We start from the raw sequence: 24,926 nt of genomic DNA, 5'->3' as shown, positions 1-24,926 counted from the left end.
GGACCCGGCGTGGCTGGCCGGCCGGCTGCGCGAGGAGAGCACCCGGCTGCGCGAGCTGGCGGCCGGCGAGCCGCGGCTGCCGGGCGCGCTGCGGTCGGCGTACGACGAGGCGCCGGACGGCGACCGCCGCGCCTTCCGCCTGCTGGGCCTGGCGCCGGACGGCTCCTTCGGCACGTGGGTCGCGGCCGCCGTGCTGGGCGTGGGCGCCGAGCGGGCCCAGCCCCGGCTGCGGGCCCTGGTGGCCGCGCGGCTGCTGACCGAGCGCCGCGGCCGCTACCGGCTCCACCCGCTGCTGCGGCTGCTGGCCCTGGAACGGCTGGCCCAGGAGGACGCGCCCGAGGCGGCGCACGCGGCCACCGCGCGCATGTGCGCGGCGTACACGCAGGCGGCCGAGGCCGGCCGCGAGGCGGCCGCCCGGGGCTCGGTCGAGTGGTTCGCGCAGGAGCGCACCGGCCTGGTGCAGGCCGTCGTACGGGCGCACGGGGCCGGGCTGTGGCGGGAGACGGTGCGCCTGGCGGACGGCATGACCGCGGCGCTGGAGGCGCTGCGCGCGTGGGACGACTGGGACCGCACCCACACCCTGGCGCTGGACGCCGCGCGGCGCACGGGCGACCGGCCGGCCCAGGCGCGGATGCTGCGGTCGCTGGGCGACCTGGCCTGGCGGCGGCGGTGGCTGCCGAACGCCCAGGACCTGTACGAGCAGGCGCGGCGGGCCGCCGACCCGGCCGCCGGCCGCGACGCGCCCGTACCGCTCGCCCCGCTGCGGCCCGGCGGGCGCCGGGACGGCCGCGCGGTGGCGAACATCCCGCCGTGGCGCTCGCGCCGCACGGCGGGCCGGGCCTGAGGCCCCGTCGCCGGCCCTGAAGGGCTGGTGCCCCGTCAGGGCCCGGTCGGCTCCGGGCGCGGGGCCTCGCCCAGCACGACGTGGCAGTTGGTGCCGCCCACGCCGAAGGAGCTGACCCCGGCGACCAGCGGCCGCTCGGGGTGCGGCCACGCGCCGGCCCGGGTCTGCACGCGCAGCCGCAGGCCGTCGAGGTCGGTGGCCGGGTCGGGGCCGCGGTGGCGCAGGGTGGGCGGCAGCTCGCGGTGCCGGACGGCGAGCGCTGTCTTCAGCAGCCCGGCGATGCCCGCGGCGGCCTCCAGGTGGCCGATGTTGGGGGTGACCGAGCCGACGGCCAGCGGGTCGGCCGACGGCCGGCGGGCGCCCAGCACCTCGCCCAGCGCCGCGGCCTCGGTGTCGTCGCCGAGGCGGGTGCCGACGCCGTGCAGCTCGACGTACTGGGCCTCGCCGGGCGACCGGCCGGCCGCCTCGTAGGCGCGCTCCAGCACGTCCGCCCGGGCGGTGGAGCTGGGCACGGTCAGATCGCCGGTGGCCCCGTCGTGGTTGACCGCGCTGCCGAGGATCACGCAGTGGACGCGGTCGCCGTCGGCCAACGCCCGGTGCAGCGGCTTGAGGACCGCCAGGCCGCCGCCCTCGCCCCGTACGCACCCGTCGGCGCGCTCGCCGGGGGTGCGGCGGCAGCCCTCCGGGGACGGCCCGCCCGGCGCGGCGGCGTCCCCGTGCTCCGGGGCGATGCGCAGGTTGACGCCGCCGGCCAGCGCCAGGTCGGCCTCGCCGGTCAGCAGGGCCTGGCAGGCCAGGTGGACGGCGACCAGCGAGGAGGAGTGGGCGGTGTCGATGGCCAGGCTGGGCCCGTGCAGGCCGAGGGTGGCGGAGACGCGGTTGGCGATGCCGCTGCGCCGCAGGCCGGTGAAGCCGTGCGGGCCGACGGCGCGGGGGCCGTACCGGCTGGCCAGGAACGCGTAGTCGTCCCAGATGGCGCCTATGAAGACGCCGGCGTCGCTGTCCTTGAGGGTGGCGGGGACGATGCCCGCGTCCTCCAGCGCCTCCCAGCCGAGCTCCAGGGCGAGCCGCTGCTGCGGGTCCATGGCGGCGGCCTCCCGGGGGGAGACGCCGAAGAAGCCGGCGTCGAAGCCGTCGATGGCGTCGAGGTAGCCGCCCCGCGCCAGGGCGGGGCCGTGGGCGGGCACGGCGGCGCGGCGGGCGGGCGGGGCGTCGCTGACGGCGTCGACGCCGTCACGCAGCAGCCGCCAGTAGGCGGCGGGGTCGGCGGCGCGCGGGAAGCGGCAGGACATGCCGACGACGGCGATCGGGGCCCGCCGCGGGGGCGGCGGGGCGGCCGGCCGGATTCCCGACGACGACGCCCGGCCGGGCCCGGCCGGGCGAGCCGGACGTTCCGGCGCGGCGCTCACCGACGCCGCCGCCCGGGCCTGCAACACCGCGTCAGCCATGCTTCTCCCCCCACCACGCGTCCGCGCAGGTTCCTTACGCGGATATGACCACCGAAGACCTTCGCGCTCCGCGCTAAAGAGTCACTTAAAGATTTCGGCGGCCTTCGGTCACCGGGACTTCGCGACGTTCAACCGTTCGGCCCACGGCTTGTCGGCCGCGGACCGCCGCGGCCCGGTGTGAATGGTGCTAACGGGTGATCGCGCGCACCCCGGCTGGAATCCGCTCGTTGAAGAAAGTGCCCGATTCCCAACACGGAAGGAATATGACGATGAAGGCAATCGTCAAGGCCGCGGGGCTGACCGCGGCCGGCTGCGCGCTGGTCGCCGGCACGGCGGGGATGGCTTCGGCCGACGGCGGCGTTGGCGCGGGCGCCAAGGGTGCGGCGGTCGGCTCCCCCGGTGTCATCAGCGGAAACGTCGTCCAGGTGCCGATCGGCATTCCGATCAACCTGTGCGGCAACACCATCGACATCATTGCTCTGCTGAACCCGGCGAGCGGCACTGACTGCTCTCAGACCGGCAAGGTCGTCAAGGTCGACGAGGAGCACCACCACCACGCCAAGAAGAGGGGGCACCGCCACCACTGACGCGGTCCCTCGCGCAGCGGGGTCGTCGAAGGGAGATCCCCTTCGGCGACCCCGCTTTTTCACACGCATTCCACACTGTTCCTCCATTCACCCGGCACCGCGCCGCCACCGTCTCTCCACCTTACTCCCGGCCGTTCCCGGCGTTCCCGCCCCGGCCCGTCCCGTGCCTTTCCCGGCGACCGCGCGGGCGGCGGGGCCGTGTCCCCGGAGGTCCTGGCAGGCCGGGGCCCGGGGCCGGTCGGCGGGCCGACCTGCGATCTGCTTGTATGACCGCATGTCCGAATCCGAACCCCTGTCGGCCGACGAACTGCTGGACGTCGTGGACGAGCGGGACCGCGTGGTGGGCCAGGCCCGGCGCGCCGACGCCATGGCGCGCCGGCTGCGGCACCGGTGCGTCTTCGTGCTCGCGCGGGACGCCGCCGGGCGGGTGTTCGTCCACCGCCGGACCGCCCGGAAGATCGTCTTCCCGTCGCTGTACGACATGTTCGTCGGCGGGGTCGTCGGCGCGGGCGAGTCGTACGACGCGGCGGCGCTGCGCGAGGCGGAGGAGGAGCTGGGCGTCTCGGGGCTGCCCGCGCCCGAGCCGCTGTTCACCTTCCTGTACGACACCCCCGAGCACAGCTGGTTCTGCGCCGTCTACGAGGTGCGCTGCGCGCTGCCGGTGCGGCCGCAGCCCGAGGAGATCGCCTGGCACGCCTTTCTCACCGAGGAGGAGCTGCGGGAGCGGCTGACCGAGTGGGAGTGGGTCCCGGACGGCGCGGAGGCGTACCGGCGGCTTGGGGAGTGGCGGCGTGACCGGCGCGGCTAGGGGGTGTCGGTGTCCGGCGTGACCCCGCCCGGCGGCCCTCGCACCGGCGGGCCGCCCGGACGCCCCCGAAGGCCGCCGTCCGGGCGCGGGCGGCTCGCGGCCGCCGCCGCGGACCTGCGGCTGTGGTTCGAGCCGAAGCGGCTGCGCGCGGAGGGCGAGACCCCCGACTACCGCTTCTCCCTCGCCAACGAGCGGACCTTCCTCGCCTGGCTGCGCACCTCGATGGCCCTGGTGGGCGGCGGCTTCGCGGTCGACCAGTTCGTACCGGACCGCGACGGGCCGCTGCGCCTGACGCTGGCCCTGGCCCTGCTGGCCGCGGGCGCGCTGTGCGCGGTGCGGGCGGTGAGCCACTGGGTGCGCTGCGAGCGGGCCATGCGCCGGGGCGAGGACCTGCCCGTCTCCCGCTTCCCCGCGCTGCTGGCGCTGGCGGTCGGGGTGGCGGCGCTGCTGATGGCGGTCGTCGCCGGGTTCGGCGGGGGCGGCCGGTGACGGGCGGGCCGGACCCGGCCCGGGACCGGGGGCTCCAGCCGGAGCGCACCCGGCTGGCCTGGCGGCGCACGACGCTCGCGTGTGCGGCGGTCTGCGCCCTGGCCGTCCGGCAGGCCTTCCACGACGGCGCCGGCCCGGTGCGGCTCCTCGCGCTGGCCCTGGCCCTGCTGGCGTGGACCTGTTTCACGGCCGCCGCCCACCGCCGTGTCCGTGCGATGGCCGCCCCGCGCCCGCCGGCCCTGACTCCGCGCGCCGCCGTGGCCGCGGCGGGCTGCACGGTGGCGCTGGCCGTCTTCGGCGCGCTCGTGGTGCGCTGAGACGCGCTGCGGGCGGCCGGGCCGATACGTACCGGCCGTACGGGCCCGGACCGGCCGTACGGGCCCGGGCCCCGGACCCGGCGGGTCCTACGGGCGCAGCATCCGCATGAGCATCTCGGCCAGGTGGTCGGCGACCTGCTGCGGGCTCAGCGGGCCGTCCGGGCGGTACCAGACGCCCAGGTGGTGGACCGAGCCGAAGTGGTAGTCCACGACCAGGTTCGCCGGGAAGTCGGAGGTGAAGACGCCGGCCCGCTGGCCCTCCTCGACCAGGGCGCGGAAGCGCTCGTGGTAGCGGCGGCGCTCGGCGCGGACCTGCTTGTGCTTCTCGGGGCTGAGGTGGTGCATCGACAGGAAGAAGATCCGCGTGTCGTCCAGGTTCTCGATGCTGGTGACGACGACGTCGGCCGCGGCCTCCCGCAGCCGCCGCTCGACCGGCGCGTCGGCGGCGGCGAAGGCGTCCAGCCGCTCCTGCTGGAGGCGCAGGACGCGGCCGTAGATCTCGTGGAGCAGGTCGTCCTTGGAGCCGAAGTAGTGGTAGAGGGCGCCCTTGGTGACGCCCGCCGCGGCGACGATGTCCTGCACGGAGGTGCGGTCGTAGCCGCTCTCGGCGAACAGCCGGGTGGCGGCGGCAAGCAGCCGCCGGGGCACCGGCTTCCCGTCACCGTCCGCCGCCCTGGCCATGGCCGCCACCCGCCTCTCGCTCGTCCGCTCCCGCGCCGCCGCCGCTACGGGCGCCGCGCAGCTCCCGCCGAAGGATCTTCCCACTTGTCGTCTTCGGCAACTCGGGGAGGATGTCGACCTGGCGAGGGTACTTGTACGCGGCGAGCCGCTGCTCGCAGTAGGCGGTCAGCTCTCCGGCGCTGACCCGGGCGCCCGGGCGGAGGCTGACGAAGGCCCGGACCGTCTCGCCGCGGTAGGGGTGGGGCACGCCGACGACGGCGGCCTCGCGGACCGCGGGGTGGGTGTAGAGCACGTCCTCCACCTCGCGCGGCCAGACCTTGAAGCCGGAGGCGTTGATCATGTCCTTCTTGCGGTCGACCACGTAGAGCCAGCCGTCGGGGTCCATGAAGCCGACGTCGCCGGTGCGCAGCTCGCCGCCGGCCAGGGCGGCGGCGGTGTCGGCGGGCCGCCGCCAGTAGCCGGGGACGACCTGCGGGCCGCTGACGACGATCTCGCCGGGCACGCCGAACGGCACCTCCGCGCCCTGCTCGTCGACGATGCGCACCAGCGTGTCGGCGCCGGGCACGCCGACGGCGAGGGTGCCGGAGGCCGGGTCGACGGGGGCCCGGCGGCCGATGGGCACGCCGGCGCAGGCCGCGGTGCACTCGGTGAGCCCGTAGCCGTTGTGCAGGTACCGGCCGAAGGCGGCCTCGAAGCGCTCGACCAGGGCCGGCGGCAGGGGCGCGCCGCCCGAGGAGAGCACCCGGAAGGACGCGAAGTGGTCCGGGGTGGCCGCGGGGTGCGCCAGGAGGGCCATGTACGCGGTGGACGGGCCGACGGTGTAGGCGGGCCGGTGCTCCAGGAAGGCGTCGAGGACGACGCCGGCCTCGAAGCGGTGGGCCAGCACCAGCGTGCCGCCCGCCGCGAGGCAGGCCGACAGCTGGGCGACCATGCCGGTGATGTGGAACAGCGGCGCCATGGCGAAGTAGGCGGCAGGCGCGGGCAGCGCCTGGTTCACGCGCTGCCGCTCGGCGTTGTAGGCGATGTTGCCGTGGGTGTTGGTGGCGCCCTTGGGGCTGCCGCTGGTCCCGGAGGTGTAGCTGATCAGGGCGACGTCCCCGGCCGCGGGCGCGGGTACCGGCGGCCGGGCGGCGCCGGCCGCGGCGGCCGCGGCGAGGTCGTCGGCGCCCTCGGGCGGCGCGATCCGCCCCTCCCGCAGCACGCGCGGGTCGTCGCGCCGCTGGTGGTCGTACGCGCTGGCGGTGAGCGCCACCCGCACCGGCAGCGCGGCGGCCACCTCCCGCACGTACTCCCGCCAGGCGTGGTCGGAGCAGACCAGGGCGGTGGCGCCGGAGTCGGTGAGGATGTGCGTCAGCTCGCCGGCCTTGTACATCGGGTTGACCGGGACGACCGTGCCGCCCGCCTTCCACGCGCCGAGCAGCGCGAGCACGTAGCCGGGGGTGTTCTGGAGCATGACCGCGAGCCGGTCGCCGGGCCGGAAGCCGCGGGCCGCGAGGTGCCCGGCGACGCCGTCGGAGAGCGCGTCGGTCTCCCGGTAGCTCAGCCGCCCGTCGAAGTAGGCGAGCGCCGTGCGGTCCGGCGCGGCGCGGGCGGTGTCCCGGAAGGCGTGCAGCACGCTGGGCGGCGGCTGGACGGGGCCGCGCTGGGCCTGGTTGAGCAGGGAGAGCCAGGGCCGGTCCCGGTAACCGCGTGCGGTGCCCACGATCGCGCGCCTCCTTCGGTGTGCTCGCAGGGTGTGCTCGCAATGGTGTACTCGCATAGGAGACTAACCAGTCGGTATGTACGGGCGGAAGGGGGCCGTCCGGGCGGGGCCACCGCCGGGTGACGGGACATGGAACCGGAGGGATCCGAATCGCGCTGCGTTACGTCCATTGGACGACCAGTCGGGTCCGCACACGCGGAGGTGGCACGAAATGGCCGGTTTCAGATCTCTTGCACGAGAAGTTCGCAATCCGCGCAGACACGTCACCCAGCGGCGCACCTCGCTGCGCAAGTGCCTGGAGCGGTTCGCGCCCTACGGGCACCGGGCGACGTGGCACCATCTGTGCGGCCGCGCCGGGTTCGCCCCGGAGGACCGCAGGCCCGAACCCGGGCGGCTGATGGCGGCGCTGGAGGAGCTGGAGGAGGCCCGCGTCCTGTGGCTGGCGTACGAGGCGGAGTTCGCCGAGCGGCGCCGGCAGGAGAAGCACGACGGGATCCGCCAGCCGGTCGGCGTGGATGACTGGCACCTGCACGCCTGGGGAGGGTGCGACATCCTCCCCTGCGAGAACCCCGAGGAACACCCGGACGGCCGGCTCGCGGACGTCCTCGCCCGGCTGATCCGCGCGCTGGAGGAGGGGCCGGGGACGGCCTGCCCCGTCTGCGCCGACAGCCGGCTCGTCTGGCGCGGGGGGGCGCACCGCCGCCCCGCGGCCGGACCGGTCTGCCTGGGTTGCGGAGTGGCGGTGCCCACCGCGCTGCTGACTCCCGAGGCCCGGGAGGCGGCCAGGCGCGCCGCGGCCGAACCGCGGTACGCGGCCGTGTGACACGCGCCACCGCCAGGCGCACGGCTCCGCCGTGGCCACGGCCGGCGCACCGCGCGATCCCCTGTCGGCGCGCGTCCTCACGACCGCCGCGCGTTGACAGGGGGACGGGCCTCTCGCATGCTGAGCAAGCGCTTAGTAGGTGTATTGGCCCCGGGAGGCACGGACATGGCAGAGCCCCGCATCTTCTCCTCGCCCGACGACCTGCGGTCCGCGGTCGGCGCGGACCTCGGTCCCAGCGACTGGCTGGAGGTCGACCAGAAGCGGATCGACCTGTTCGCGGACGCCACCGGAGACCACCAGTGGATCCACGTGGACCCGGAGAAGGCCGCCGCGGGGCCCTTCGGCACGACGATCGCGCACGGCTACCTCACGCTGTCTTTGCTTCCGCTGTTCACCCCCCAACTGCTGCGCGTCGAGGGCGTGCGGATGGGCATCAACTACGGCGTGAACAAGGTCCGTTTCCCCGCCCCCGTCCCGGTCGGCTCGCGGCTGCGCGCCACCGGCCGGGTCGCCGAGGTGGCCGACGTCACGGGCGGCGTTCAGGTCGCGCTGGCGGTGGCGCTGGAGCGGGAGGGCGGGGACAAGCCGGTGTGCGTGGCCGAGCCCGTGGTGCGCTACCTCTTCTGAATCCGAGGCGGTCGCAGGTGTGCTGAGGCTGCCGGGGCTGCCGCGTGTCCGGCGCCGCACGGGCGGTGTGCCGTACGGCCCGTACGGCGCCGGAGCGGGCGGCGCCGGGCCTCAGGCCCCGACCATGCGCAGCACCAGGTCGGCGTAGAGCGCGCCGATCTCGTCGGGCGTGCGGCGGCCCGTCGCCTTGAACCAGCGGGCGACGTCGATGCACAGCGACATCACCGCGAGGGTCGTGCCGCGCACGTCGGGCACGTCGAAGTCGCCCGACCGCACCCCGTCCTCGATGATCGAGCGCACCGCGCCGTCCGTGGCCCGCCGCAGGGCCACGATGTCGGCCAGGTGCTCCTCGTCCAGCGCCTCCAGCTCGTACTGCACCACGCGCGCGGTGGTGTGCCGCTCGGCGTGCCAGCGGACGAAGGACCGCACGGCGTCGGCGAGCCGCCGGGACGGGGTGCCGGGCGCGTCCCGGGCCCGCTCCACGATGGCCAGCGCGAGCTGGTGGCCGTTCCTGCTGATCTGGTACAGCAGCTCTTCCTTCGTGCGGTAGTGGATGTAGAGGGCGGCGGGGCTCATGCCCGCGCGGCCGGCGATGTCGCGGGTGGTGGTGGCGTGGTAGCCGCGCTCGGCGAAGGCGCTCACGGCCGCGGACACCAGCCGCCTGGCCGCCTCCGGGGTGATCCCGGACCACTCCTCGACCCGCTCCTCGCTGCCCGTCGCCTCCGTGTCCATGGCGGACACCCTACAGCGGCGGGTGAGCGAGTGCTTAGATCCGGCGGCGGAGCCCTCCGGCGGGCGGCCCCGGCGGGCGGCCCCGGCGGGCGGCCCCGGCGGGCGGCCCCGGCGGGCGGCCCCGGCGGGCGGCCCCGGCGGGCGGCCCCGGCGGGCGGCCCCGGGCCGGCCGCGGGTCCGCGGTCGGCCCGGGGCTCCCCGAAGGGACCCGTGGGGGGCGTCTCAGAAGGCCGCGACGCCGGTCAGCGCGCGGCCGATCAGCAGCTTCTGGATCTGGCTCGTGCCCTCGTACAGCGTCATCACGCGCGCGTCGCGCAGCAGCTTGCCCGCGGGGTACTCGTCGATGTATCCGTAGCCGCCGAAGACCTGGAGGGCGTTGTTGGCGCAGCGCACGGCGGCCTCGCTCGCGAACAGCTTGGCCACGGACGACTCGGTGGCGAACGGCAGCCCCCGCTCGATGTGGTCGGCGACCCGCCAGGTCAGCAGGCGCGCGGCGGAGACGTCCACCGCGATGTCGGATATCAGCTCCTGGACCAGCTGGCGGCCGGCGATCGGGCTGCCGAACTGCTCGCGCTCGCCCGCGTACCTCACGGCCGCGTCCAGGCACGCCTGCGCGATGCCCACGCACCCGGCCGCGACCGACATCCGGCCCTTGGTGAGCGCGGACATGGCCACGGAGAAGCCCTTGCCCTCCGGCGCGACCATCGCGGAGGCCGGCACGCGGACGCCCTCGAAGACCAGTTCGGCGGTGGCCTGGCCGCGCAGGCCGAGCTTGCCGTGGATCTCGCGCCGGGTGAGGCCCGGGGTGTCGGCGGGCACCAGGAAGGCGCTGACGCCCTTGTGCCCGGGGTCGGCGCCGGTGCGGGCGAAGACCAGGACCACGTCGGCCCAGGTGCCGTTCGTGATGAACATCTTGGTGCCGTCGATGACGTACGCGTCGCCGTCCCGCCGCGCGCGGGTGGTCAGGTGCGCGGCGTCCGACCCGACGCCGGGCTCGGTCAGGCCGAAGCTGCCGACCGCCTCGCCCGCGCACAGCCGCGGCAGCCACGTCCGCTTCTGCTCCTCGCTGCCCCAGGCCGCGATCGACTTGGCGACCAGGCCCAGCGAGACGGACAGGATGCCGCGCACGGCGGAGTCGGCGCGGCCCAGCTCCTCGGTGACCAGCACGTAGCTGAAGTGGTCGCCGCCGGAGCCGCCGTACTCCTCGGGGACCGTGAGGCCCAGGAAGCCGAGCGCGCCCAGCTTCTTCACGATGCCGCGGTCCACGCTCTCGGCGCGGTCCCACGCGGCGGCGTGGGGGACGACCTCGCGCTCGGCGAAGTCCCTGGCGAGCTGCTGGACCGCGGCCTGCTCTGGGCTGAGCGCGAGATCCATGGCGTACCTCCCGGTCGGTGGGCCGACCGCCTGCCCGCGCGGGGGCGCGGACGGCGGATCGGCCTGTCGACGCGTCGACACGACGACACGTCGGACGTGTCGGCGTGTCGGTGGATCGACAGGCCGGCGGGCCTGGCGCGGCCCCGGCGGACCGGTGGTCCGGCCGACGGCCCGTCTTCGGTCCGACTATAAATTACCACTGCTAGTTTTCTGGCGGCAGCCTCTACTATGTGCCGCATGGCCCGACCCCGCAAGCCCCTGCTCAGCCGCGAGCGCATCGTCGCGGCGGCGCTCGCGCTCGTGGACGCGGAAGGGCTCCAGGCCGTCTCGACCCGCCGGCTCGCCGCCGAACTGGGCGTCAGCGGCCCGTCGCTGTACAACCACTTCACGACCAAGGACGACATCCTGGACGCGGTCGCGGACACCGTCGTCGCCCAGGTCGACGTGTCGGTGTTCCACGACGGCACGGACTGGCGCGCGGCCCTGCTGGCCTGGGGCCGCTCCTACCGGGCCGCGCTGGCCGCGCACCCGCACATCGTGCCGTTCCTCGCCCAGGGCCCCGGCCGCCGCCCGGCGGGCCTGAGGATGGCGGACGCCGTCTTCGGCGGCATGGTGGCGGCGGGCTGGCCGCCCGCGTACGCCACCCGGATCGGCGCGCTGATGCGGTACTTCGTCGCCGGGTCGGCCCTCGGCTCGTTCGCCCGCGGCTTCGTCGACGACCCGGCCGCCTACGATCCGGCCGCCTACCCGCACCTGGGCCAGGCCCACCTGCTGGCCGAGCACCAGCAGCAGGTGGACGAGGGCGCGTTCGAGACCGGGCTCGCGGCGCTGGTGGACGGCCTGGGCCGGCAGTACGAGCGGGTGGCCGGGGCGGCCGCGCACAGAGCCGGACCGGGCCCCTGAGCGGCCGCCGGCTACAAGACCACCGAGCCGGAAGACCACCGGCCAGCCGGCCGCCGGCCAGATGACCGCCCGCTAGAAGACCACCAGCGCCCGGCCGCCGCGCCCCGCGAGCATCGCGTCGAAGGCCGCGGGGATGCCCTCCAGGCCGATCCGCTCGGTCACCATGCCGCCGAGGTCGAAGCTGCCGTCCCGCACGTGGGCGGCGATGGCCGGGAGGTCCCGGGCCGGGTCGCTGTTGCCGTAGACGCAGCCGGAGAGCGTGCGGCCGAAGTGGAACAGCTCCAGCGCGGAGAAGGAGACCTGCTGGTCCTTGCCGCCGATGCCGACCACGGTGGTGCGGCCGCCGCGCCGGGTGGAGCTCCAGGCCGTACGGATGGTCTCGGCCCGGCCGACGCACTCGATGGCCACGTCCGCGCCGAACCCGCCGGTCAGCTCGCGGATCCGCTTGGCGGTACGGTCCGAGGCCACCACGAACTCGGTGGCGCCCGCCGCGCGGGCCAGCTCCTCCTTCGCCGGGGAGACGTCCACCGCGACGATCGCGCCCGCGCCGGCGATGCGGGCCGACTGCAGGACGGCCAGGCCCACGCCGCCGACGCCGAAGACGGCCACCGACTCGCCCGGGCGCACCGCGGCGCTGTTGCGGACCGCGCCGTAGCCGGTGAGGACCGCGCAGCCCAGCAGCGCGGCGTCGGCCAGCGGCACGCCCGCGGGCACCGGCAGCACGGCGCGCTCGGCGACCACGGTCTCCTCGGCGAAGACGGCCGAGCCCAGGCCCGGGTACAGCTCGCCGCCGTCGCGGGCGAGCTTGGCGTACGGCACGCCGGCGGCGTCGCCCGCCTTGGCGCACAGCCACGGCTCGCCCAGGTCGCAGAAGTGGCAGCCGCCGCAGGCCGGCGCCCAGTTGACCACCACCGGGTCGCCGGGCGCGACGGTGCGCACGCCCTCGCCGAGGGAGACGACCGTGCCCGCGCCCTCGTGCCCGAGGACGGCGGGGGCGGGCTGCCGCAGGGTGCCGTTGGCCAGCGACAGGTCGGAGTGGCACACGCCCGCGGCGGCGAGCCTGACCCGTACCTGGCCGGGCCCGGGAGCGGGCAGGTCGATGTCGTCGATCGTCAGCGGGGCGCCCACGGCGGGCAGGACGACGGCTCGGGTCATGAGGGCGGGGTCTCCTTGGCGGCGGGACGGGGGACGGCGGGTGCGGGGTGCCGGGGAGCGGCGGGGTGCCGGCGGGCGGACCTGGCGGGCCCGGTCCCGGGGCCCGGTCCCGGGGCGCGGGTGCGGCGGGCGGATCCGGCGCCCCCGGCCGACGGGCGGGCCGACGGCCGGCGGGCGGGCCGGGCTCGGGCGGGTTCGCTCAGGACCGGCGGCGACGGGTCAGAACTGGAGGGACTTGGGCTGGAGGTATTCGGCCAGGCCGTGCGTGCCCAGCTCGCGCCCCACGCCCGACTGCTTGTAGCCGCCGAAGGGTGCCAGCGGGTTGAACCGGCCGCCGTTGATGTCGACCTGGCCGGTGTCCATGCGGCGGGCGAAGGCGACGGCCGCCGCCTCGTCGGCCGCCCACACGGCTCCGCCCAGCCCGTACACCGTACCGTTGGCGATGCGCAGCGCCTCCTCCTCGTCCTCGTACCGCAGGACGGCCAGGACCGGGCCGAAGATCTCCTCCTGCGCGATGGTCATGCCGGGCGTCACGTCCGCGAAGACGGTGGGCGCGACCCAGTAGCCGCGCGTCAGCCCCTCCGGCGCCTCCGGGCCGCCCGCCACCAGGCGCGCGCCCTCCGCCACGCCCCGCTCGATGTAGCCGCGCACCCGGTCGCGCTGGACGGCGCTGACCAGGGGCCCGAGCCGGGTGGCCGGGTCGCGCGGGTCGCCGGGCGGGTACTTCTTCGCGGCCGTGGCGGCCAGGCCCACGGCCTCGTCGTAGTCGGCGGCGTGCACCAGCATCCGGGTCCAGGCGCTGCACGTCTGGCCGGAGTTGGCGAAGACGTTGGCGACGCCGACGTTGACGGCGCGGGCCAGGTCGGCGCCGGGCAGGATCACGTTGGCCGACTTGCCGCCGAGTTCCAGGGCGACCCGCTTGACGGCCCCGCCGGCCAGCGCGCCGATGCGCCGGCCGACCGCGGTGGAGCCGGTGAAGGAGACCAGGTCCACGCCCTCGTGCTCGGCCAGCGCCTGGCCGGCGACCGGGCCGCGGCCGGTGACGAGGTTGAACACGCCGGCCGGCAGGCCCGCGGCGTCCACCGCCTCGGCGAACAGCTGGGCGACCAGCGGCGTGTCCTCCGCGGGCTTGAGTACGACCGTGCAGCCCGCCGCGAGGGCCGGCGCGACCTTGGCGACGATCTGGTGCAGCGGGTAGTTCCAGGGGGTGATCGCGGCGACGACGCCGACCGGCTCCTGGTAGACGGTGGAGTTGCCGACCCTCTCCTCGAAGGGGTACTCGGCGGCCAGCTTCGCGTACGTGCCCGCCACGGTGATCGGCAGGTCGGCGTGGACCGGCTGGGACAGCCGCAGCGGCGCGCCGAGTTCGGCGGTGACGGTCTCGGCGATCTCGTCGCGGCGGGCGGCGAGCGCGTCGCGCAGCGCGGCGACCCGCTCGGCGCGCGCGGCGGGCGGGGTGGCGGCCCAGCCGGGGAAGGCGGCGCGGGCGCCCCGTACGGCGGCGTCCACGTCCTCGGCCGTGCCCGCCGGCACGGCGCCGATCACCTGCTCGTCGGCCGGGTTGACGACCTCGATCACCTCGCGGCCGGCGGGCGCCCGCCACGCGCCGTCCGTGTACATCCCGTCATGGGCCTTCATGGTCGCCCTCCCGTGCCCGGCCACTGTGGTCCGCTGGCGGGGACCAAACTAGCGCCGGTAGTTTTTCGGTGCCAGGGGGCGCGGCGTGCCGTCCCTCACGGCGTCGACGGACACCGCGGCGCGGGCGGCGGACGCGGTTCCGCGCGCGCCGCCCCTGGGCGGCGGCAGGACGCCCGCCGGGACCGTGGTCCGCGCACATGTCCCGGGCGGCATGCCGCGCAGGCGGGCCGCACCCGGCGCGCCACCCGGAGCCCCGAGACCATCAGCGCGGGACTGGTGGCCGATCTTCACGGGCATCGGCATCTCCGCCGTCTTCCTCATCAACCTGGCCTGTCTCGCCTTCGCCCAGTCGGCGATACGGCACGCCCGGGCCCACGGCCTGTCCACGGTGCCCTCCGGCCGGATCGCCGGACTGGAGTCGTTCAGCCAGTGGACCCCGTCCGCGGGCTTCTACTCCGCCGCGGTGTGGACCATCGGATCGCTGATCACCGTGGGGCTCGTGGGGGACGTCTACGTCTACTCCGGAGCGGTCACCGCGATCAACGTGGTGCTCTTCTACGCGATGAAGTGCAGCGGCGCCAGCGCCGCCGAGGTCCGCGTCGCCCTCGGACGGGCCTGCCTGGCCGCGGAGCGCCTGCGGTACCTCTCCGCGCGCTGAGGCGGGCCGGCTCGGCGGGCACCCCTGCGCGGCGGTGCCCGCGGAGCCGCGCTCAGCCGAGCACGGGTTCGAGGTAGCGGCGCAGGAGTTCCTTGGCCTCGGCCACGATCTCCGGGTCGCCCTGCGGGTCGGCGCGGAAGGCGAGCCGCAGGACCGCGTCCGCGGCCTCGACCGCGATCAGCAGCACGAGGCGCAGCCGCTCGGGCGCCGGCGGGCCCGGGCAGGCGTCCGCGCCGTCCGGCGGCCGCGGTCTCCCGCCGTCCGCCAGCCCCAGGCGCTCGCCGAGGAGGCCGATGAGGCGGTCCACGACCAGGTCGTTGGGCCGCTCGCGGGCGGCCGCGCCGGGCAGCGGCGCGCCGAACTCGACGAGCGCGAAGCCGGGCGCCCCGCGCTTCATCGCCAGGTACTCCTCGACCACGACCTCCACGGCCTGCCGCCAGTCGAGGCTCCGGCGCCGGTCGGGGCCGGACGGGCCGGGCGCCGCCGCGGCGTCCAGGGCGGCCAGGCGGTCCTCGACGCGCGCGCTGTACTCGTCCAGGTTGCGGTGGGCCAGCGCCTCGGCCATCGCGCGCTTGTTGGGGAAGAAGCGGTAGACCGAGCCTATGGGGACCGCGGCCCGCTCGGCGACCGCGCGGGTGCTCAGGGCCTCGTACCCGACCTCCTCCAGGAGCCGGGCGCAGGCGTCGAGGATCCGGTCGAGGCGTTCCGCGCTGCGGCGCTGGACCGGTGCGCGGCGGAGGGGCGGTGTCGGCATCCCACCTATCCTGCCCGATCTTGACGCGTCAGACCGCTAATCCTATGGTTTAGCATAGGAATGAACGGACGAGCGGGAGCGCGTGATGAGCGGTGACACCGGCACGCGGGCGGCACGGGAGCCGTCCGGCTCCGCGGGGTTCGGCAACGAGCACAGCAGCGAGGCCGTGCCCGGCGCGCTGCCGCAGGGGCGCAACTCCCCGCAGCGCGCCCCCCTCGGGCTGTACGCGGAGCAGCTGAGCGGCACCGCCTTCACCGAGCCGCGCGCCCACAACCGCCGCTCCTGGCTCTACCGCATCCGCCCCTCGGCCGCGCACCCGCCCTTCCGGCGCGCCGGGGACGGGGCCCGGTTCACCGACCCCGTGCGGGCCGGTGCCGTCCACGACCCCAACCGGCTGCGCTGGGACCCGCTGCCCGCCCCTGCGGCGGGCACCGACTTCCTCGACGGCCTGTGGACGCTCGGCGGCAACGGCGACTCCGCCCGCCGCGCCGGCATGGCCATCCACCTCTACGCGGCCGACACGCCCATGACCTCCCGGGTCTTCGGCGACGCCGACGGCGAGCTCCTGATCGTCCCGCAGCACGGCGCGCTGCTGCTGCGCACCGAGTTCGGCCCGCTGCGGGCCGCCCCGGGCCACGTGGCGCTGATCCCGCGCGGGGTGCGCTTCCGCGTCGAGCTGCCGGACGGCGCCGCCCGCGGCTACGTGTGCGAGAACCACGGCCGCCCCTTCACCCTGCCCGAGCTGGGTCCCGTCGGCGCCAACGGCCTGGCCGCCCCGCGCGACTTCCTGGCCCCGGCGGCGGCGTACGAGGACGTGTCCGGACCGGTGGAGGTGGTGGTCAAGTACTGCGGCGAGCTGTGGACCGCGACGTACGACCACTCCCCGCTGGACGTGGTGGCCTGGCACGGCAACCACGTGCCGTACGTGTACGACCTGCGCCGCTTCAACGTGCTCGGCACGATCAGCTACGACCACCCGGACCCGTCGATCTTCACGGTGCTCACCTCGCCGTCCGGCACGCCCGGCCAGGCGAACGTCGACTTCGTGGTCTTCGCGCCGCGCTGGCTGGTCGCCGAGGACACGTTCCGGCCGCCGTACTTCCACCGCAACGTGATGAGCGAGTACATGGGTCTCGTCGAGGGCGCCTACGACGCCAAGGCGGGCGGCTTCCTGCCGGGCGGCGGCTCGCTGCACAACATGATGTCCGCGCACGGCCCGGACCGGGAGACCCACGAGCGGGCCGCCGCCGCCGAGCTGGCGCCGGTGAAGCTCGACGACGGGCTGGCGTTCATGTTCGAGACCCGCTGGCCGGTGGCGGTCACCCCGCAGGCACGGGAGGCCGGCCACCTGCAACGCGGCTACGACGACGTGTGGCGGGGCCTGGAGCGCCACTTCGGCCCCTGACGCCCCGCGCGCCCGCGCCCGGCACCCGCGCCCGGCGCCGGCCGCCCCGCGGGCCCCGGCACCGCCCCCGCACGACCGCGCCCCCGACCCGACCGCGACCGGAAGACCGCGCCGTGACCGACTTCTCCCCCGACTCCCTCACGCTCAACGGCAAGCTGCCCCTGTGGTACCAGGTCTCGCAGTCGCTGCGGGCGTCGATTCTCGGCCGCCGCCCCGGCGACCCGCTGCGCCTGCCCACCGAGGACCGGCTCGCCGCCCACTACGGGGTCAGCGTGCTGACGATACGGCAGGCGCTCAAGGAGCTGGAGTCCGAGGGCCTGATCAGCCGCCACCGGCGGCGCGGGACGTTCATCGAGCCGCACGCGCGCCGCGGCGCGCCCGTGCCGCTGCTGGGCACGGTGGACGCGATCGTGGCCCAGCAGTCCGGGGAATGGACGACCGTGCTCGGCCACGGGCCCGCGCCGGTGCCCGCCGAACTGGCCGAGCACTTCCCCGGTCTTGAGGAGGGGGTGGTCTACCGCAGGCTGCGCCGGCAGGAGCGCGACGGCGAGCCGGTCAACTGGGCGGAGAACCTCGTACGGCCCGAGCTGGCCGAGCGCATCGACCTGGCGGACCTGGCGCGCTGGCCCATGACCCGGGTGCTGCGGGACGCGGTGGGCGTGCGCATCAGCCGCGTCACGAACACCGTGGAGGCCAGGCTGGCGGACCCGGAGACCGCGCGGCTGCTGCGGATACCGCTGCTCAGCCCGATCCTGCACGTGACCGGTGTGACGTACGACGAGAACGGGCGGGCGGTGGACGCGGCCCGCATCCGCTACCGGGGGGACCGCTTCTCGTTCTCCGTCAGCGTCGACGTGCCCGTCTCCGCGCCCTGAGCCGCCGCGCCGCCCCTGCGGGGCATCCGGCTCGCGCGGGGCGCTGCGGGACCGGCGGGGGCACAGTGTCGCCGGCTGGGGAGTACCGGCTCCACTGTGCTCCCCTCGATCACTGCATCGCGCTCCCCTCAACGGCTCCGGGCGCGCGGCGGACGGCGGGTGCGCGGCGCCTCCCGAGGGCCGGACCCGTGAGGGGCACCGGCCCGGCGGGAGCACCGGATCCGCCGCGCGTCAGCCGCGGCTGCCGAACAGCGAGCGCCGCAGCCTCCGCAGCGGGGCGAACAGCGACACCTTGGCGCCGCGGCTGTCGTCCACGCGCGCGCGGTCACGCGACGTCAGCTGCTGCATCAGCACTGCCGCGCCCTCGACTTCGCGGCGGGGCACGGCGGGGCCGCCGAGGACCGCGAGGTGGCGGTCGAGACGGGCACCGGCCGCGCCGCCGCATTCGATGGCCGGCACACGCGGCCTGCTGCGTACTGTTATCTGCTCCATGACACTCCCCACCCTACGAGGGCACCGCCCTGGTACAAGGGCACTCGCCCTGGGCAGGGTAACCCTACCTCCCCGATCCGTCACCTGCGCATCGCCACTGCGGATTCACCCCCGTGACAAGGGGGTTGACGGCAGGCACCCGCCGTGTCGCCGTCGCGGGAGGGCGCACCGCCCCGGCGGCCGGGGGCGGCGCGGCCCGGGACGCCGGCCGGGTACCCGTGACGGAGGCGGGTAGAGGAGTACATTCGGCCCGCGTCACGCGATGGGGGGAGGACCCTGGGATGAGCGGAGGTCCGGGAGGGCCGCAGGGCCCGGCAGGCCCGGAGGGCCCCGGTGGTCCGGAGGGCGGACCGGGCGCGCCGGACGGCTCCGGCGGCCGGGAGGACGGCCGGGACGGCAGCCGGAACCGCGGCCGCGACGGCCAGCGGTACGCGCGACTGGTGGCGGGCCGCTACCGGCTGCTGGGCGAGCTGGGCCGCGGCGGCATGGGTGTGGTCTGGCAGGCGCGCGACGAGGTGCTGGGCCGCGAGGTGGCCGTCAAGGAGGTGCGCGCGCCGGCGGGCCTGGCCGACCGCGACGTGGCGCTGCTGTACGCGCGCCTGGAGCGGGAGGGCCGGGCGGCCGCCCGGGTGACGCACCGCAACGTGGTGACGGTCTACGACGTGGCCGTCGAGGCCGGCCACCCGTGGATCGTCATGGAGCTGGTGCGCGGCCTGTCCCTGGCCGACGTGATCCGCCACGAGGGCGCGCTGCCGCCGGCCCGCGCCGCCGCCGTCGGCACGCAGGTGCTCGCCGCGCTGCGGGCCGCGCACGGGGCGGGCGTGCTGCACCGGGACGTCAAGCCCGCCAACGTGCTGCTGGCGAACGACGGCCGCGCGGTGCTCACCGACTTCGGCATCGCCGTGGCCGAGGGCGACTCGGCGCTGACGCTCACCGGGGAGCTGCTGGGCTCGCCGGAGTTCCTGGCGCCGGAGCGGGCGCTGGGGCACGCGCCGGGCCCGGCCTCGGACCTGTGGTCGCTGGGGGTGACGCTGTACGCGGCGGTGGAGGGCCGGTCGCCGTTCCGCCAGGACACGCCGCTGAGCACGCTGCGCGCCGTGGTCGACGAGCCCCTGCCGCCGCCGCGCCGGGCGGGCCCGCTCGCGCCCGTCCTGGACGGGCTGCTGCGCAAGGACCCGGCCTCGCGGCTGACGGCGGACGAGGCGGAGCGCATGCTGCGGATCGCGGCGGCCGGCGGCACGCCGCGGGCCACGCCGCCGCCCGGCGGCACCGCCCCGACCCGGGTCCTGGCCGCGCCGTCCCCGTACGCGCCGCACGGCCCGTACGACAGCCCGTACGCGCCGGAGGGCCCGGGCGGACCTGGTGGCCCTGGCGGCCCGCCCTCGGGCCCGCTACCGCCCGGTGCGGACACGCCGCCGCACCGGCCGCGCCGCGCGGTGGCCGCGGTGGTGGCCGGGGCGGTGGCCGCGGTGCTGGCGCTGGGCGGCCTGACGTGGGCGCTGATCGCCGTCAACAGCGGCGGTGACGACAAGGACGGCGGCGCGTCGCAGGAGAGCCCGAGCGGCGGCGCGACCGCCGGCCGCAGCTCCGGGGCGAGCGCGACGGGCTCCGGTCCGTCGACGGCGTCGGCCTCCGCCTCGCCCTCGCCGACCGGTTACGCGCTCACCGTCGTGCTGCGGGCCGACCGCGGCAGCTACGCCGGGGCCTGCCCGCCTCCGGCCGCGCAGGCGCCCGCGTTCTCCGCGACGCTGACGGTCGACCGGGACGCGACGGTCGAGTACCGGTGGATCACCGGCAGCGGCGAGGTGTCCGGCGGCGGCTGGCAGACCGCCCGGCTGGACGGCGGCGAGCCGCTGACGGTGCGGCACGCCGAGACCGGGTACGAGCCGGACGGCACCCGGCGCGACTGGATCGCCGTGGAGACCAGGAGCCCGAAGTCGGTCACCTCCAACCGCGCCTCCTTCGCCGTGGTGTGCCAGGAGGCCCCGCCGTCGGGCGGGGCCTCCTCGCCCGCCCCGTCGGCCAGCGCGAGCGCGAGCGGACAGGGTGGGAGCACCGGCTGACGGGCCGCCGGCCGTGCGGGACGCGCGGCGCGCCGGGGTCAGTCCACCGACTCCAGGACCGGCAGGTAGCCGCCGGACTGGCCGGCGGCGGTCGGGTGGTAGGACTCGTAGACCGGGAGCGCGACGCTGTGCAGCCACTCGTCGTCGGAGCAGATCTCGTGGCCGCTGAAGGCGGCCGCCACGTTGCCGAAGGCGAAGCCGTGGGCGGCGGCGCGCTGGGCGATGACGGAGTTGAGGAAGTCGGAGGCGTCGTTGATCGCGGCGCGCTCGGTCTCGGTGAGGCCGAAGGTGCACGAGCCGCTGAGCCGGTAGAAGCGCGGGTAGCCCAGGACGGCGACGTGCGCGGCCGGCGCCCGGGAGGTGACGGCGGAGTAGACCTGGTCGAGCCGGCCGGGCAGGATGTCGCGGACGAAGGCGCGGGCCTCGGCGATGCGGCTCAGGCAGTTGCTCTCACCGGGCTGGACGCAGATGGTCATGACGTCGGAGAAGCCGGCGTCGTTGCCGCCGATGGTGATGCTCACCAGGCTGGTGGCCGCGTTCAGCGGGCCGAGCTGGTTGTTCAGCACGTCACCGGTGCGGGCACCGGAGCAGGCGGTGAAGGAGAACCCGGCGGCGGCGTGGGCGCCGGCCCACAGGGCCGGGTAGGCCCGGCTGGTGCGGTGGCAGTCGCCGCTGGCGTCGTCGTAGCCGCCCGCGCCGACGCCGGACGAGTAGGAGTCGCCGAGGGCCACGTAGACGGGTCCCGCCGTGGCCTGGGCGTGCGCGGCGCCCGCGCCGGTGACCAGGGCCATGGCGGACAGGGCCACGGCGCAGGCGGCCGCCTTGAGTCTGGTGAGGTTCATCGCGTTCTCCTGTGGGGTGGTCGGCTGTCGCTTCCGAGGTGACGCGCGTAGCTACGTGGGGTGTACGCGCGCCAGGTGTCGGCCGTACCGCCCGCCTGGTTGCGAGGGGATGACATGACTATGTCATGCGCCCGAACCCCGCGGTCTATGCGCGTAGTTGGCAAATTCTTGCCCTCAAGTCGGGGCAGGTTCGCCCGGTTGGCCGAGCACGCCGGCACGGGCACCGGCTTCCTGTTCGCCGTACGGACGAAGGCGGCACGGCGCCGGCGAGGGAGGGCGGCCCCCGCGCGACGCACCCCGGCGAACGGCCCCGCGCGGCCGCGGTCCTGTCGGCACGTCAGCCGCGCGGCCACCCCCGGGAGATGCCGGCGGCGGCACCGGCGCGTTACGCCGCATGACATGGCTATGCCATCTCGCCCGAGCCCTTGAACCGCCCCGGCGGCCAGGAAGACCATGTACATGGCAACGGGCGACGGACTGTCCGCCGGCCGGGCCCTGCCAGGACGCGCACCCGCGCGCTCCACCCACCCCCCACGGCGCACCCGCCCCCGCGCCGCCTTACGAGGAGGACCCCCTCGCGATGGCAGTGATACGTAACACCCGCAACCCTCGGACACGTGACACCCACGGCACCCGCTCCACCCGGGCCGGCCTGACCGCGGCGGCCGTCGCCGCGGCCGCCGTACTCGGCGCGGCCACCGCGCTGCCCGCCGGTGCGGCGGAGCCGGCGCCCGCCGAGGGCGCCGTCATCGGCGCGGGCTCCACCGGCGCGGTCAAGGACAGCTACATCGTCACCCTCGACCGCCGCGCCGGCGGGAGGTCCGCGTCCGCCCGCGGCAGGGACGTGATCGCCGCCTACGGCGGCACGATACGCCGCACCTACGAAGCCGCGCTGAACGGCTACGCCGTCCGCCTGACGGCCGGCCAGGCCCGCAGACTGGCCGCGGACCCGGCCGTCGACCAGGTGGTCCAGGACACCGCGGTCTCCCTCGACGCCACCCAGACGAGCCCGCCGTCCTGGGGCCTGGACCGCGTCGACCAGGCCGGCCTGCCGCTGGACGGCGCCTACACCTACCCCGACGGCGCGGGCGCGGGCGCGACCGTCTACGTCATCGACACCGGAGTCCGGATCAGCCACAGCGACCTCGGCGGCCGGGCCGTCGACGGCTACGACGCGGTGGACGGCGACACCGTCGCCCAGGACGGCCACGGGCACGGCACCCACGTGGCCACCACCGCCGCCGGCACCGCCTACGGCGTGGCCAAGGCCGCGAAGGTCGTCGCCGTCCGCGTGCTGGACAACAACGGGTCCGGCACCACCTCCGGCGTCATCGCGGGTATCGACTGGGTGACCCGCAACCACCGGGGCCCGTCGGTGGCCAACCTCTCGCTGGGCGGCAGCGCGAGCACCGCGCTGGACAACGCCGTGCGCAACTCCGTCGCCAGCGGCGTCACCTACGCGGTGGCGGCCGGCAACTCCTCGGCGGACGCCAGCCGCTACTCCCCCGCCCGCGTCACCGAGGCGATCACCGTCGGCGCCACCACCAGCTCCGACGCCAAGTCCTCGTTCTCCAACTACGGGCCGGTGCTCGACCTGTTCGCTCCCGGATCGGGCATCACCGCCGGCTGGAACACCGGCGACACCGCCACCAACACCATCTCCGGCACGTCCATGGCCAGCCCGCACGTGGCCGGCGCCGCCGCCGTCTACCTCGCCGACCACCCGGCGGCCACCCCGGCGCAGGTGTCCGCCGCGCTGGTGAGCGGCGCGACGTCCGGCAAGGTCACCGGCGCCGGCGCCGGCTCGCCCGACAAGCTGCTGCGCGTCGTGCCGTGAACCTGCCCTGACCGCCTCCGCGCCGCGCCCGGCGCACGGCTGACGCCGGACCAGGGCGCGGCCGGGGCGGGGTGAACGAGCCGCGGAGCGCGGGCGCGTCCCGCCTCCACGGCTCGTCGCCGTCCGGTGGGACGCGTCTTGACGCCGCCCGCGCCGCTGCGCGACATTGAAGCTGAGCTTGCTCCGCTTTGACGGACACCGTTGATGTTGGTGGTCAGGCCGCCATCTGCGGGCGCCGGCCCGCACCTGGGCGGCCAGTGCGACGAGAGCGCCCAGGGCCGGCGGCAGCGGCAGGGCGACCGCTGCGCTCCCGGCGCGGCATCGACCTGGCCGGGGGTTTCCGGAGATCGTGGCGGCGGAGGACGCGTCGCCGCCGGGGCCGCGTCGAGCAAATGTCGGCGCCGGCTTCGGTGAGCGCCCTTGGTGCCGGGCCTCGGAGCAGGTAACAGTTCCGGCAGCCGACCCCTCGCGCATGTGAGCGCCGGGAAGCATGCCAGGAGGTGCTGCTCCTGCCGCATGGGCCGCGCCGCAGCGGGGCCATAATTCATCCGCGCCGGCACAACTATGGAAATGAACTCGTGCGGATCTGATAAATTCTTCAGACGCCAGTCCCGTTCGAGAACCAGAGATGGCCCTGCCCGCCCTACTAGCGACGGCCCGGAAATGATGGTAAATGAACGGAATCTCCCGGTTGAGCCTTGATTTTCCCAGTTCCACGGCCCGAGTGCGCCTGGATTGACCCTTCACGTACCAGTCGATGCCGCCGCCGTTCGGGGTCACGGTGATCGGCGGGCGTTCCCGGATCCGCTGGCCGGCTGCCGGGTCGTGGCGGCGGCAGACAATGCTGGGGTCCAGGCCCTGACCACCCAGGACCGGGGGAAATCACCTGCCCCAATATCTCGCGTATGGGTCTGGCGCTTTATTCCTCGTACATGATACGAATCCCTTCGGGTTTTTTCCTCGAAATTTCGGTCCTCGTGAACGGTGGATGACATGTCTCTACCGCGGGTCGCGCTGAGCCGTCGACCGGTGCTCAAGGGTCTGCTGGCCGCGACCGCGCTCGCCGCGGCGCCCGGGTGGGCGGTGGCGGCAGGGGCGGATCCCGCGCGGCCGTGGACCATTCCGGCCCTGCGGGAATGGAAGCCTCGACCGGGTGGGTTCCGGCTGGCGGCGAGCACACGGGTCGTGGTCCGGCCCGGCAGCGCGCAGAGGGTGATGCCGGTGGCGACGGTGTTCGGGGAGGACCTGTCGCTGCTCGTCGGCCGCCAGGTGCCCGTGGTCGTCGTGGACCAGCCACCGGGGCCGGGGGACATCGCGCTCGACCTCCAGGCGATCGACCCCCAGCTGGGCGAGGAGGGCTACCGGCTGCTGGTCGGCGACGCCGTGCGGATCTCGGCCGTCAGGCCGGCCGGCGCGTTCTACGGCACCCGGTCGCTGCTGCAGATACTCGGCCAGGGCCAGGCGTCGGTGCCGGGAGGGGAGGCCCGGGACTGGCCGCGGTATCCCGAACGCGGGTTCATGATCGACTGCGCGCGGAAGTACTTCACGCCCGGCTGGCTCGAACGGCACGTCAGGGAGCTCGCGTTCCTGAAGCTGAACCGTCTGCACCTGCACCTCACCGACGACCAGGGGTTCCGGATCGGCAGCGACAGCCACCCCGAGATCGTGTCGGACGAGTACCTCACCAAGTCGGAGGCCGGCGCGATCGTCGAGCTCGCGGCGCGCTATCACATCACGGTGGTCCCGGAGATCGAGATGCCCGGGCACATGGGGGCCGCACTGGCCAGGCACCCGGAGCACCGGTTGCCGCCCGACCCGAGGGACACCTCTTCCATGCGGAACGGGCGGCTGGACGTCACCAGCGACGCGGCC

General features: G+C 75.8%; 23 protein-coding genes and 1 pseudogene. 14 read left to right on the top strand and 10 right to left on the bottom strand.

Going from position 1 to position 24,926, the window contains the following annotated elements; translation table 11 throughout:
* Positions 1–844, top strand: a pseudogene (locus RKE29_RS12760) (transcriptional regulator); the annotation flags it as partial.
* Between the two features lie 35 nt (positions 845–879).
* Here RKE29_RS12760 and RKE29_RS12755 read toward each other — a convergent pair.
* Positions 880–2,292, bottom strand: coding sequence for a polyketide synthase (locus tag RKE29_RS12755; protein ID WP_312005313.1), 1,413 nt, complete (start codon positions 2,290–2,292; stop codon positions 880–882).
* 269 nt (positions 2,293–2,561) lie between these two features.
* Here RKE29_RS12755 and RKE29_RS12750 point away from each other — a divergent pair, with 269 nt between their 5' ends.
* From RKE29_RS12750 to RKE29_RS12735, 4 genes are all read left to right on the top strand, one after another.
* Entirely contained in the window at positions 2,562–2,879 is a 318-nt protein-coding gene (locus tag RKE29_RS12750; protein WP_312005312.1) for a chaplin, read from the top strand.
* Between the two features lie 274 nt (positions 2,880–3,153).
* A complete protein-coding gene (locus RKE29_RS12745) occupies positions 3,154–3,687 on the top strand; it encodes an NUDIX domain-containing protein (protein WP_312005311.1) in 534 nt (177 codons plus the stop codon).
* A 114-nt stretch (positions 3,688–3,801) separates the two neighbouring features.
* Positions 3,802–4,176, top strand: a complete 375-nt coding sequence (locus RKE29_RS12740) for a DUF202 domain-containing protein (protein WP_312005314.1) — start codon at positions 3,802–3,804, stop codon at positions 4,174–4,176.
* On the top strand, positions 4,173–4,493 hold the full coding sequence (locus RKE29_RS12735; RefSeq protein ID WP_312005310.1) for a DUF202 domain-containing protein: 321 nt from the start codon (positions 4,173–4,175) through the stop codon (positions 4,491–4,493). The genes RKE29_RS12740 and RKE29_RS12735 overlap by 4 nt, the downstream gene beginning before the upstream one ends.
* 87 nt (positions 4,494–4,580) lie before the next feature.
* Here RKE29_RS12735 and RKE29_RS12730 read toward each other — a convergent pair whose 3' ends face one another.
* A complete protein-coding gene (locus RKE29_RS12730; protein ID WP_312005309.1) occupies positions 4,581–5,174 on the bottom strand; it encodes a TetR/AcrR family transcriptional regulator in 594 nt (197 codons plus the stop codon).
* Positions 5,152–6,876 (bottom strand): AMP-binding protein, encoded by a 1,725-nt coding sequence (locus RKE29_RS12725; protein ID WP_312005308.1) that lies wholly within the window; start codon positions 6,874–6,876, stop codon positions 5,152–5,154. The genes RKE29_RS12730 and RKE29_RS12725 overlap by 23 nt, the downstream gene beginning before the upstream one ends.
* 211 nt (positions 6,877–7,087) lie before the next feature.
* Between RKE29_RS12725 and RKE29_RS12720 the strand changes: the two genes are divergently transcribed.
* A complete protein-coding gene (locus RKE29_RS12720; protein WP_312005307.1) occupies positions 7,088–7,699 on the top strand; it encodes a hypothetical protein in 612 nt (203 codons plus the stop codon).
* Between the two features lie 165 nt (positions 7,700–7,864).
* Positions 7,865–8,326 (top strand): MaoC family dehydratase, encoded by a 462-nt coding sequence (locus tag RKE29_RS12715; RefSeq protein WP_312005306.1) that lies wholly within the window; start codon positions 7,865–7,867, stop codon positions 8,324–8,326.
* 111 nt (positions 8,327–8,437) lie between these two features.
* Here RKE29_RS12715 and RKE29_RS12710 read toward each other — a convergent pair whose 3' ends face one another.
* Both RKE29_RS12710 and RKE29_RS12705 read right to left on the bottom strand, forming a co-directional pair.
* A complete protein-coding gene (locus tag RKE29_RS12710) occupies positions 8,438–9,058 on the bottom strand; it encodes a TetR/AcrR family transcriptional regulator (protein WP_312005305.1) in 621 nt (206 codons plus the stop codon).
* Between the two features lie 222 nt (positions 9,059–9,280).
* Positions 9,281–10,432 (bottom strand): acyl-CoA dehydrogenase family protein, encoded by a 1,152-nt coding sequence (locus RKE29_RS12705; RefSeq protein WP_312005304.1) that lies wholly within the window; start codon positions 10,430–10,432, stop codon positions 9,281–9,283.
* A gap of 237 nt (positions 10,433–10,669) precedes the next feature.
* Between RKE29_RS12705 and RKE29_RS12700 the strand changes: the two genes are divergently transcribed.
* On the top strand, positions 10,670–11,335 hold the full coding sequence (locus RKE29_RS12700) for a TetR/AcrR family transcriptional regulator (protein WP_312005303.1): 666 nt from the start codon (positions 10,670–10,672) through the stop codon (positions 11,333–11,335).
* A gap of 72 nt (positions 11,336–11,407) precedes the next feature.
* Here RKE29_RS12700 and RKE29_RS12695 read toward each other — a convergent pair whose 3' ends face one another.
* Both RKE29_RS12695 and RKE29_RS12690 read right to left on the bottom strand, forming a co-directional pair.
* A complete protein-coding gene (locus RKE29_RS12695; protein ID WP_312005302.1) occupies positions 11,408–12,490 on the bottom strand; it encodes a zinc-binding dehydrogenase in 1,083 nt (360 codons plus the stop codon).
* A 219-nt stretch (positions 12,491–12,709) separates the two neighbouring features.
* Entirely contained in the window at positions 12,710–14,128 is a 1,419-nt protein-coding gene (locus tag RKE29_RS12690) for an aldehyde dehydrogenase family protein (protein ID WP_312005301.1), read from the bottom strand.
* Between the two features lie 85 nt (positions 14,129–14,213).
* Between RKE29_RS12690 and RKE29_RS12685 the strand changes: the two genes are divergently transcribed.
* The gene (locus RKE29_RS12685) at positions 14,214–14,786 is read left to right on the top strand and encodes a hypothetical protein (RefSeq protein WP_312005300.1); all 573 of its coding nucleotides are present in this window, start codon (positions 14,214–14,216) and stop codon (positions 14,784–14,786) included.
* 52 nt (positions 14,787–14,838) lie between these two features.
* Here the strand turns inward: RKE29_RS12685 and RKE29_RS12680 are convergent, their stop codons facing one another.
* Positions 14,839–15,540, bottom strand: a complete 702-nt coding sequence (locus RKE29_RS12680; protein WP_312005299.1) for a TetR/AcrR family transcriptional regulator — start codon at positions 15,538–15,540, stop codon at positions 14,839–14,841.
* A gap of 85 nt (positions 15,541–15,625) precedes the next feature.
* Between RKE29_RS12680 and hmgA the strand changes: the two genes are divergently transcribed.
* Both hmgA and RKE29_RS12670 read left to right on the top strand, forming a co-directional pair.
* The gene (hmgA, locus tag RKE29_RS12675) at positions 15,626–16,945 is read left to right on the top strand and encodes a homogentisate 1,2-dioxygenase (RefSeq protein ID WP_312005298.1); all 1,320 of its coding nucleotides are present in this window, start codon (positions 15,626–15,628) and stop codon (positions 16,943–16,945) included.
* Positions 16,946–17,058: 113 nt separating this feature from the next.
* Positions 17,059–17,820 (top strand): GntR family transcriptional regulator, encoded by a 762-nt coding sequence (locus RKE29_RS12670; protein ID WP_312005297.1) that lies wholly within the window; start codon positions 17,059–17,061, stop codon positions 17,818–17,820.
* Positions 17,821–18,051: 231 nt separating this feature from the next.
* On the opposite strand, the gene RKE29_RS12665 is transcribed toward RKE29_RS12670, so the two are convergent.
* A complete protein-coding gene (locus tag RKE29_RS12665; RefSeq protein WP_312005296.1) occupies positions 18,052–18,312 on the bottom strand; it encodes a hypothetical protein in 261 nt (86 codons plus the stop codon).
* Positions 18,313–18,593: 281 nt separating this feature from the next.
* Here RKE29_RS12665 and RKE29_RS12660 point away from each other — a divergent pair, with 281 nt between their 5' ends.
* On the top strand, positions 18,594–20,375 hold the full coding sequence (locus RKE29_RS12660) for a serine/threonine-protein kinase (protein ID WP_312005295.1): 1,782 nt from the start codon (positions 18,594–18,596) through the stop codon (positions 20,373–20,375).
* A 38-nt stretch (positions 20,376–20,413) separates the two neighbouring features.
* On the opposite strand, the gene RKE29_RS12655 is transcribed toward RKE29_RS12660, so the two are convergent.
* Complete coding sequence (locus tag RKE29_RS12655; RefSeq protein ID WP_312005294.1) at positions 20,414–21,217, bottom strand: SGNH/GDSL hydrolase family protein; 804 nt, start codon at positions 21,215–21,217, stop codon at positions 20,414–20,416.
* A gap of 580 nt (positions 21,218–21,797) precedes the next feature.
* Here RKE29_RS12655 and RKE29_RS12650 point away from each other — a divergent pair.
* Positions 21,798–23,054 carry a S8 family peptidase gene (locus tag RKE29_RS12650; protein WP_312005293.1) on the top strand — a complete coding sequence of 419 codons (1,257 nt, stop codon included), beginning with the start codon at positions 21,798–21,800 and terminating at the stop codon, positions 23,052–23,054.
* A 993-nt stretch (positions 23,055–24,047) separates the two neighbouring features.
* On the top strand, positions 24,048–24,926 hold an 879-nt coding region (locus tag RKE29_RS12645; RefSeq protein ID WP_312005292.1), incomplete at its 3' end, for a beta-N-acetylhexosaminidase.

Origin of the sequence: Streptomyces sp. B1866 (assembly GCF_031932565.1) — a bacterium.
In the GTDB taxonomy this organism is placed as follows: Bacteria; Actinomycetota; Actinomycetes; order Streptomycetales; family Streptomycetaceae; genus Streptomyces.
Note: the sequence above shows the minus strand (reverse complement) of the source record. Positions and strands in the feature narration are given on the sequence as shown.

Excerpts from the sequence above, each read along its gene's own strand:
- RKE29_RS12745 (WP_312005311.1), top strand. The coding sequence starts at position 3,154 with ATGTCCGAATCCGAACCCCTGTCGGCCGACGAACTGCTGGACGTCGTG.
- RKE29_RS12665 (WP_312005296.1), bottom strand. The coding sequence starts at position 18,312 with ATGGAGCAGATAACAGTACGCAGCAGGCCGCGTGTGCCGGCCATCGAA.
- RKE29_RS12700 (WP_312005303.1), top strand. The coding sequence starts at position 10,670 with ATGGCCCGACCCCGCAAGCCCCTGCTCAGCCGCGAGCGCATCGTCGCG.
- RKE29_RS12715 (WP_312005306.1), top strand. The coding sequence starts at position 7,865 with ATGGCAGAGCCCCGCATCTTCTCCTCGCCCGACGACCTGCGGTCCGCG.
- RKE29_RS12750 (WP_312005312.1), top strand. The coding sequence starts at position 2,562 with ATGAAGGCAATCGTCAAGGCCGCGGGGCTGACCGCGGCCGGCTGCGCG.
- RKE29_RS12655 (WP_312005294.1), bottom strand. The coding sequence starts at position 21,217 with ATGAACCTCACCAGACTCAAGGCGGCCGCCTGCGCCGTGGCCCTGTCC.
- RKE29_RS12680 (WP_312005299.1), bottom strand. The coding sequence starts at position 15,540 with ATGCCGACACCGCCCCTCCGCCGCGCACCGGTCCAGCGCCGCAGCGCG.
- RKE29_RS12660 (WP_312005295.1), top strand. The coding sequence starts at position 18,594 with ATGAGCGGAGGTCCGGGAGGGCCGCAGGGCCCGGCAGGCCCGGAGGGC.
- RKE29_RS12710 (WP_312005305.1), bottom strand. The coding sequence starts at position 9,058 with ATGGACACGGAGGCGACGGGCAGCGAGGAGCGGGTCGAGGAGTGGTCC.
- RKE29_RS12720 (WP_312005307.1), top strand. The coding sequence starts at position 7,088 with ATGGCCGGTTTCAGATCTCTTGCACGAGAAGTTCGCAATCCGCGCAGA.
- RKE29_RS12755 (WP_312005313.1), bottom strand. The coding sequence starts at position 2,292 with ATGGCTGACGCGGTGTTGCAGGCCCGGGCGGCGGCGTCGGTGAGCGCC.
- RKE29_RS12650 (WP_312005293.1), top strand. The coding sequence starts at position 21,798 with ATGGCAGTGATACGTAACACCCGCAACCCTCGGACACGTGACACCCAC.
- RKE29_RS12730 (WP_312005309.1), bottom strand. The coding sequence starts at position 5,174 with ATGGCCAGGGCGGCGGACGGTGACGGGAAGCCGGTGCCCCGGCGGCTG.
- RKE29_RS12695 (WP_312005302.1), bottom strand. The coding sequence starts at position 12,490 with ATGACCCGAGCCGTCGTCCTGCCCGCCGTGGGCGCCCCGCTGACGATC.
- hmgA (WP_312005298.1), top strand. The coding sequence starts at position 15,626 with ATGAGCGGTGACACCGGCACGCGGGCGGCACGGGAGCCGTCCGGCTCC.
- RKE29_RS12705 (WP_312005304.1), bottom strand. The coding sequence starts at position 10,432 with ATGGATCTCGCGCTCAGCCCAGAGCAGGCCGCGGTCCAGCAGCTCGCC.
- RKE29_RS12690 (WP_312005301.1), bottom strand. The coding sequence starts at position 14,128 with ATGAAGGCCCATGACGGGATGTACACGGACGGCGCGTGGCGGGCGCCC.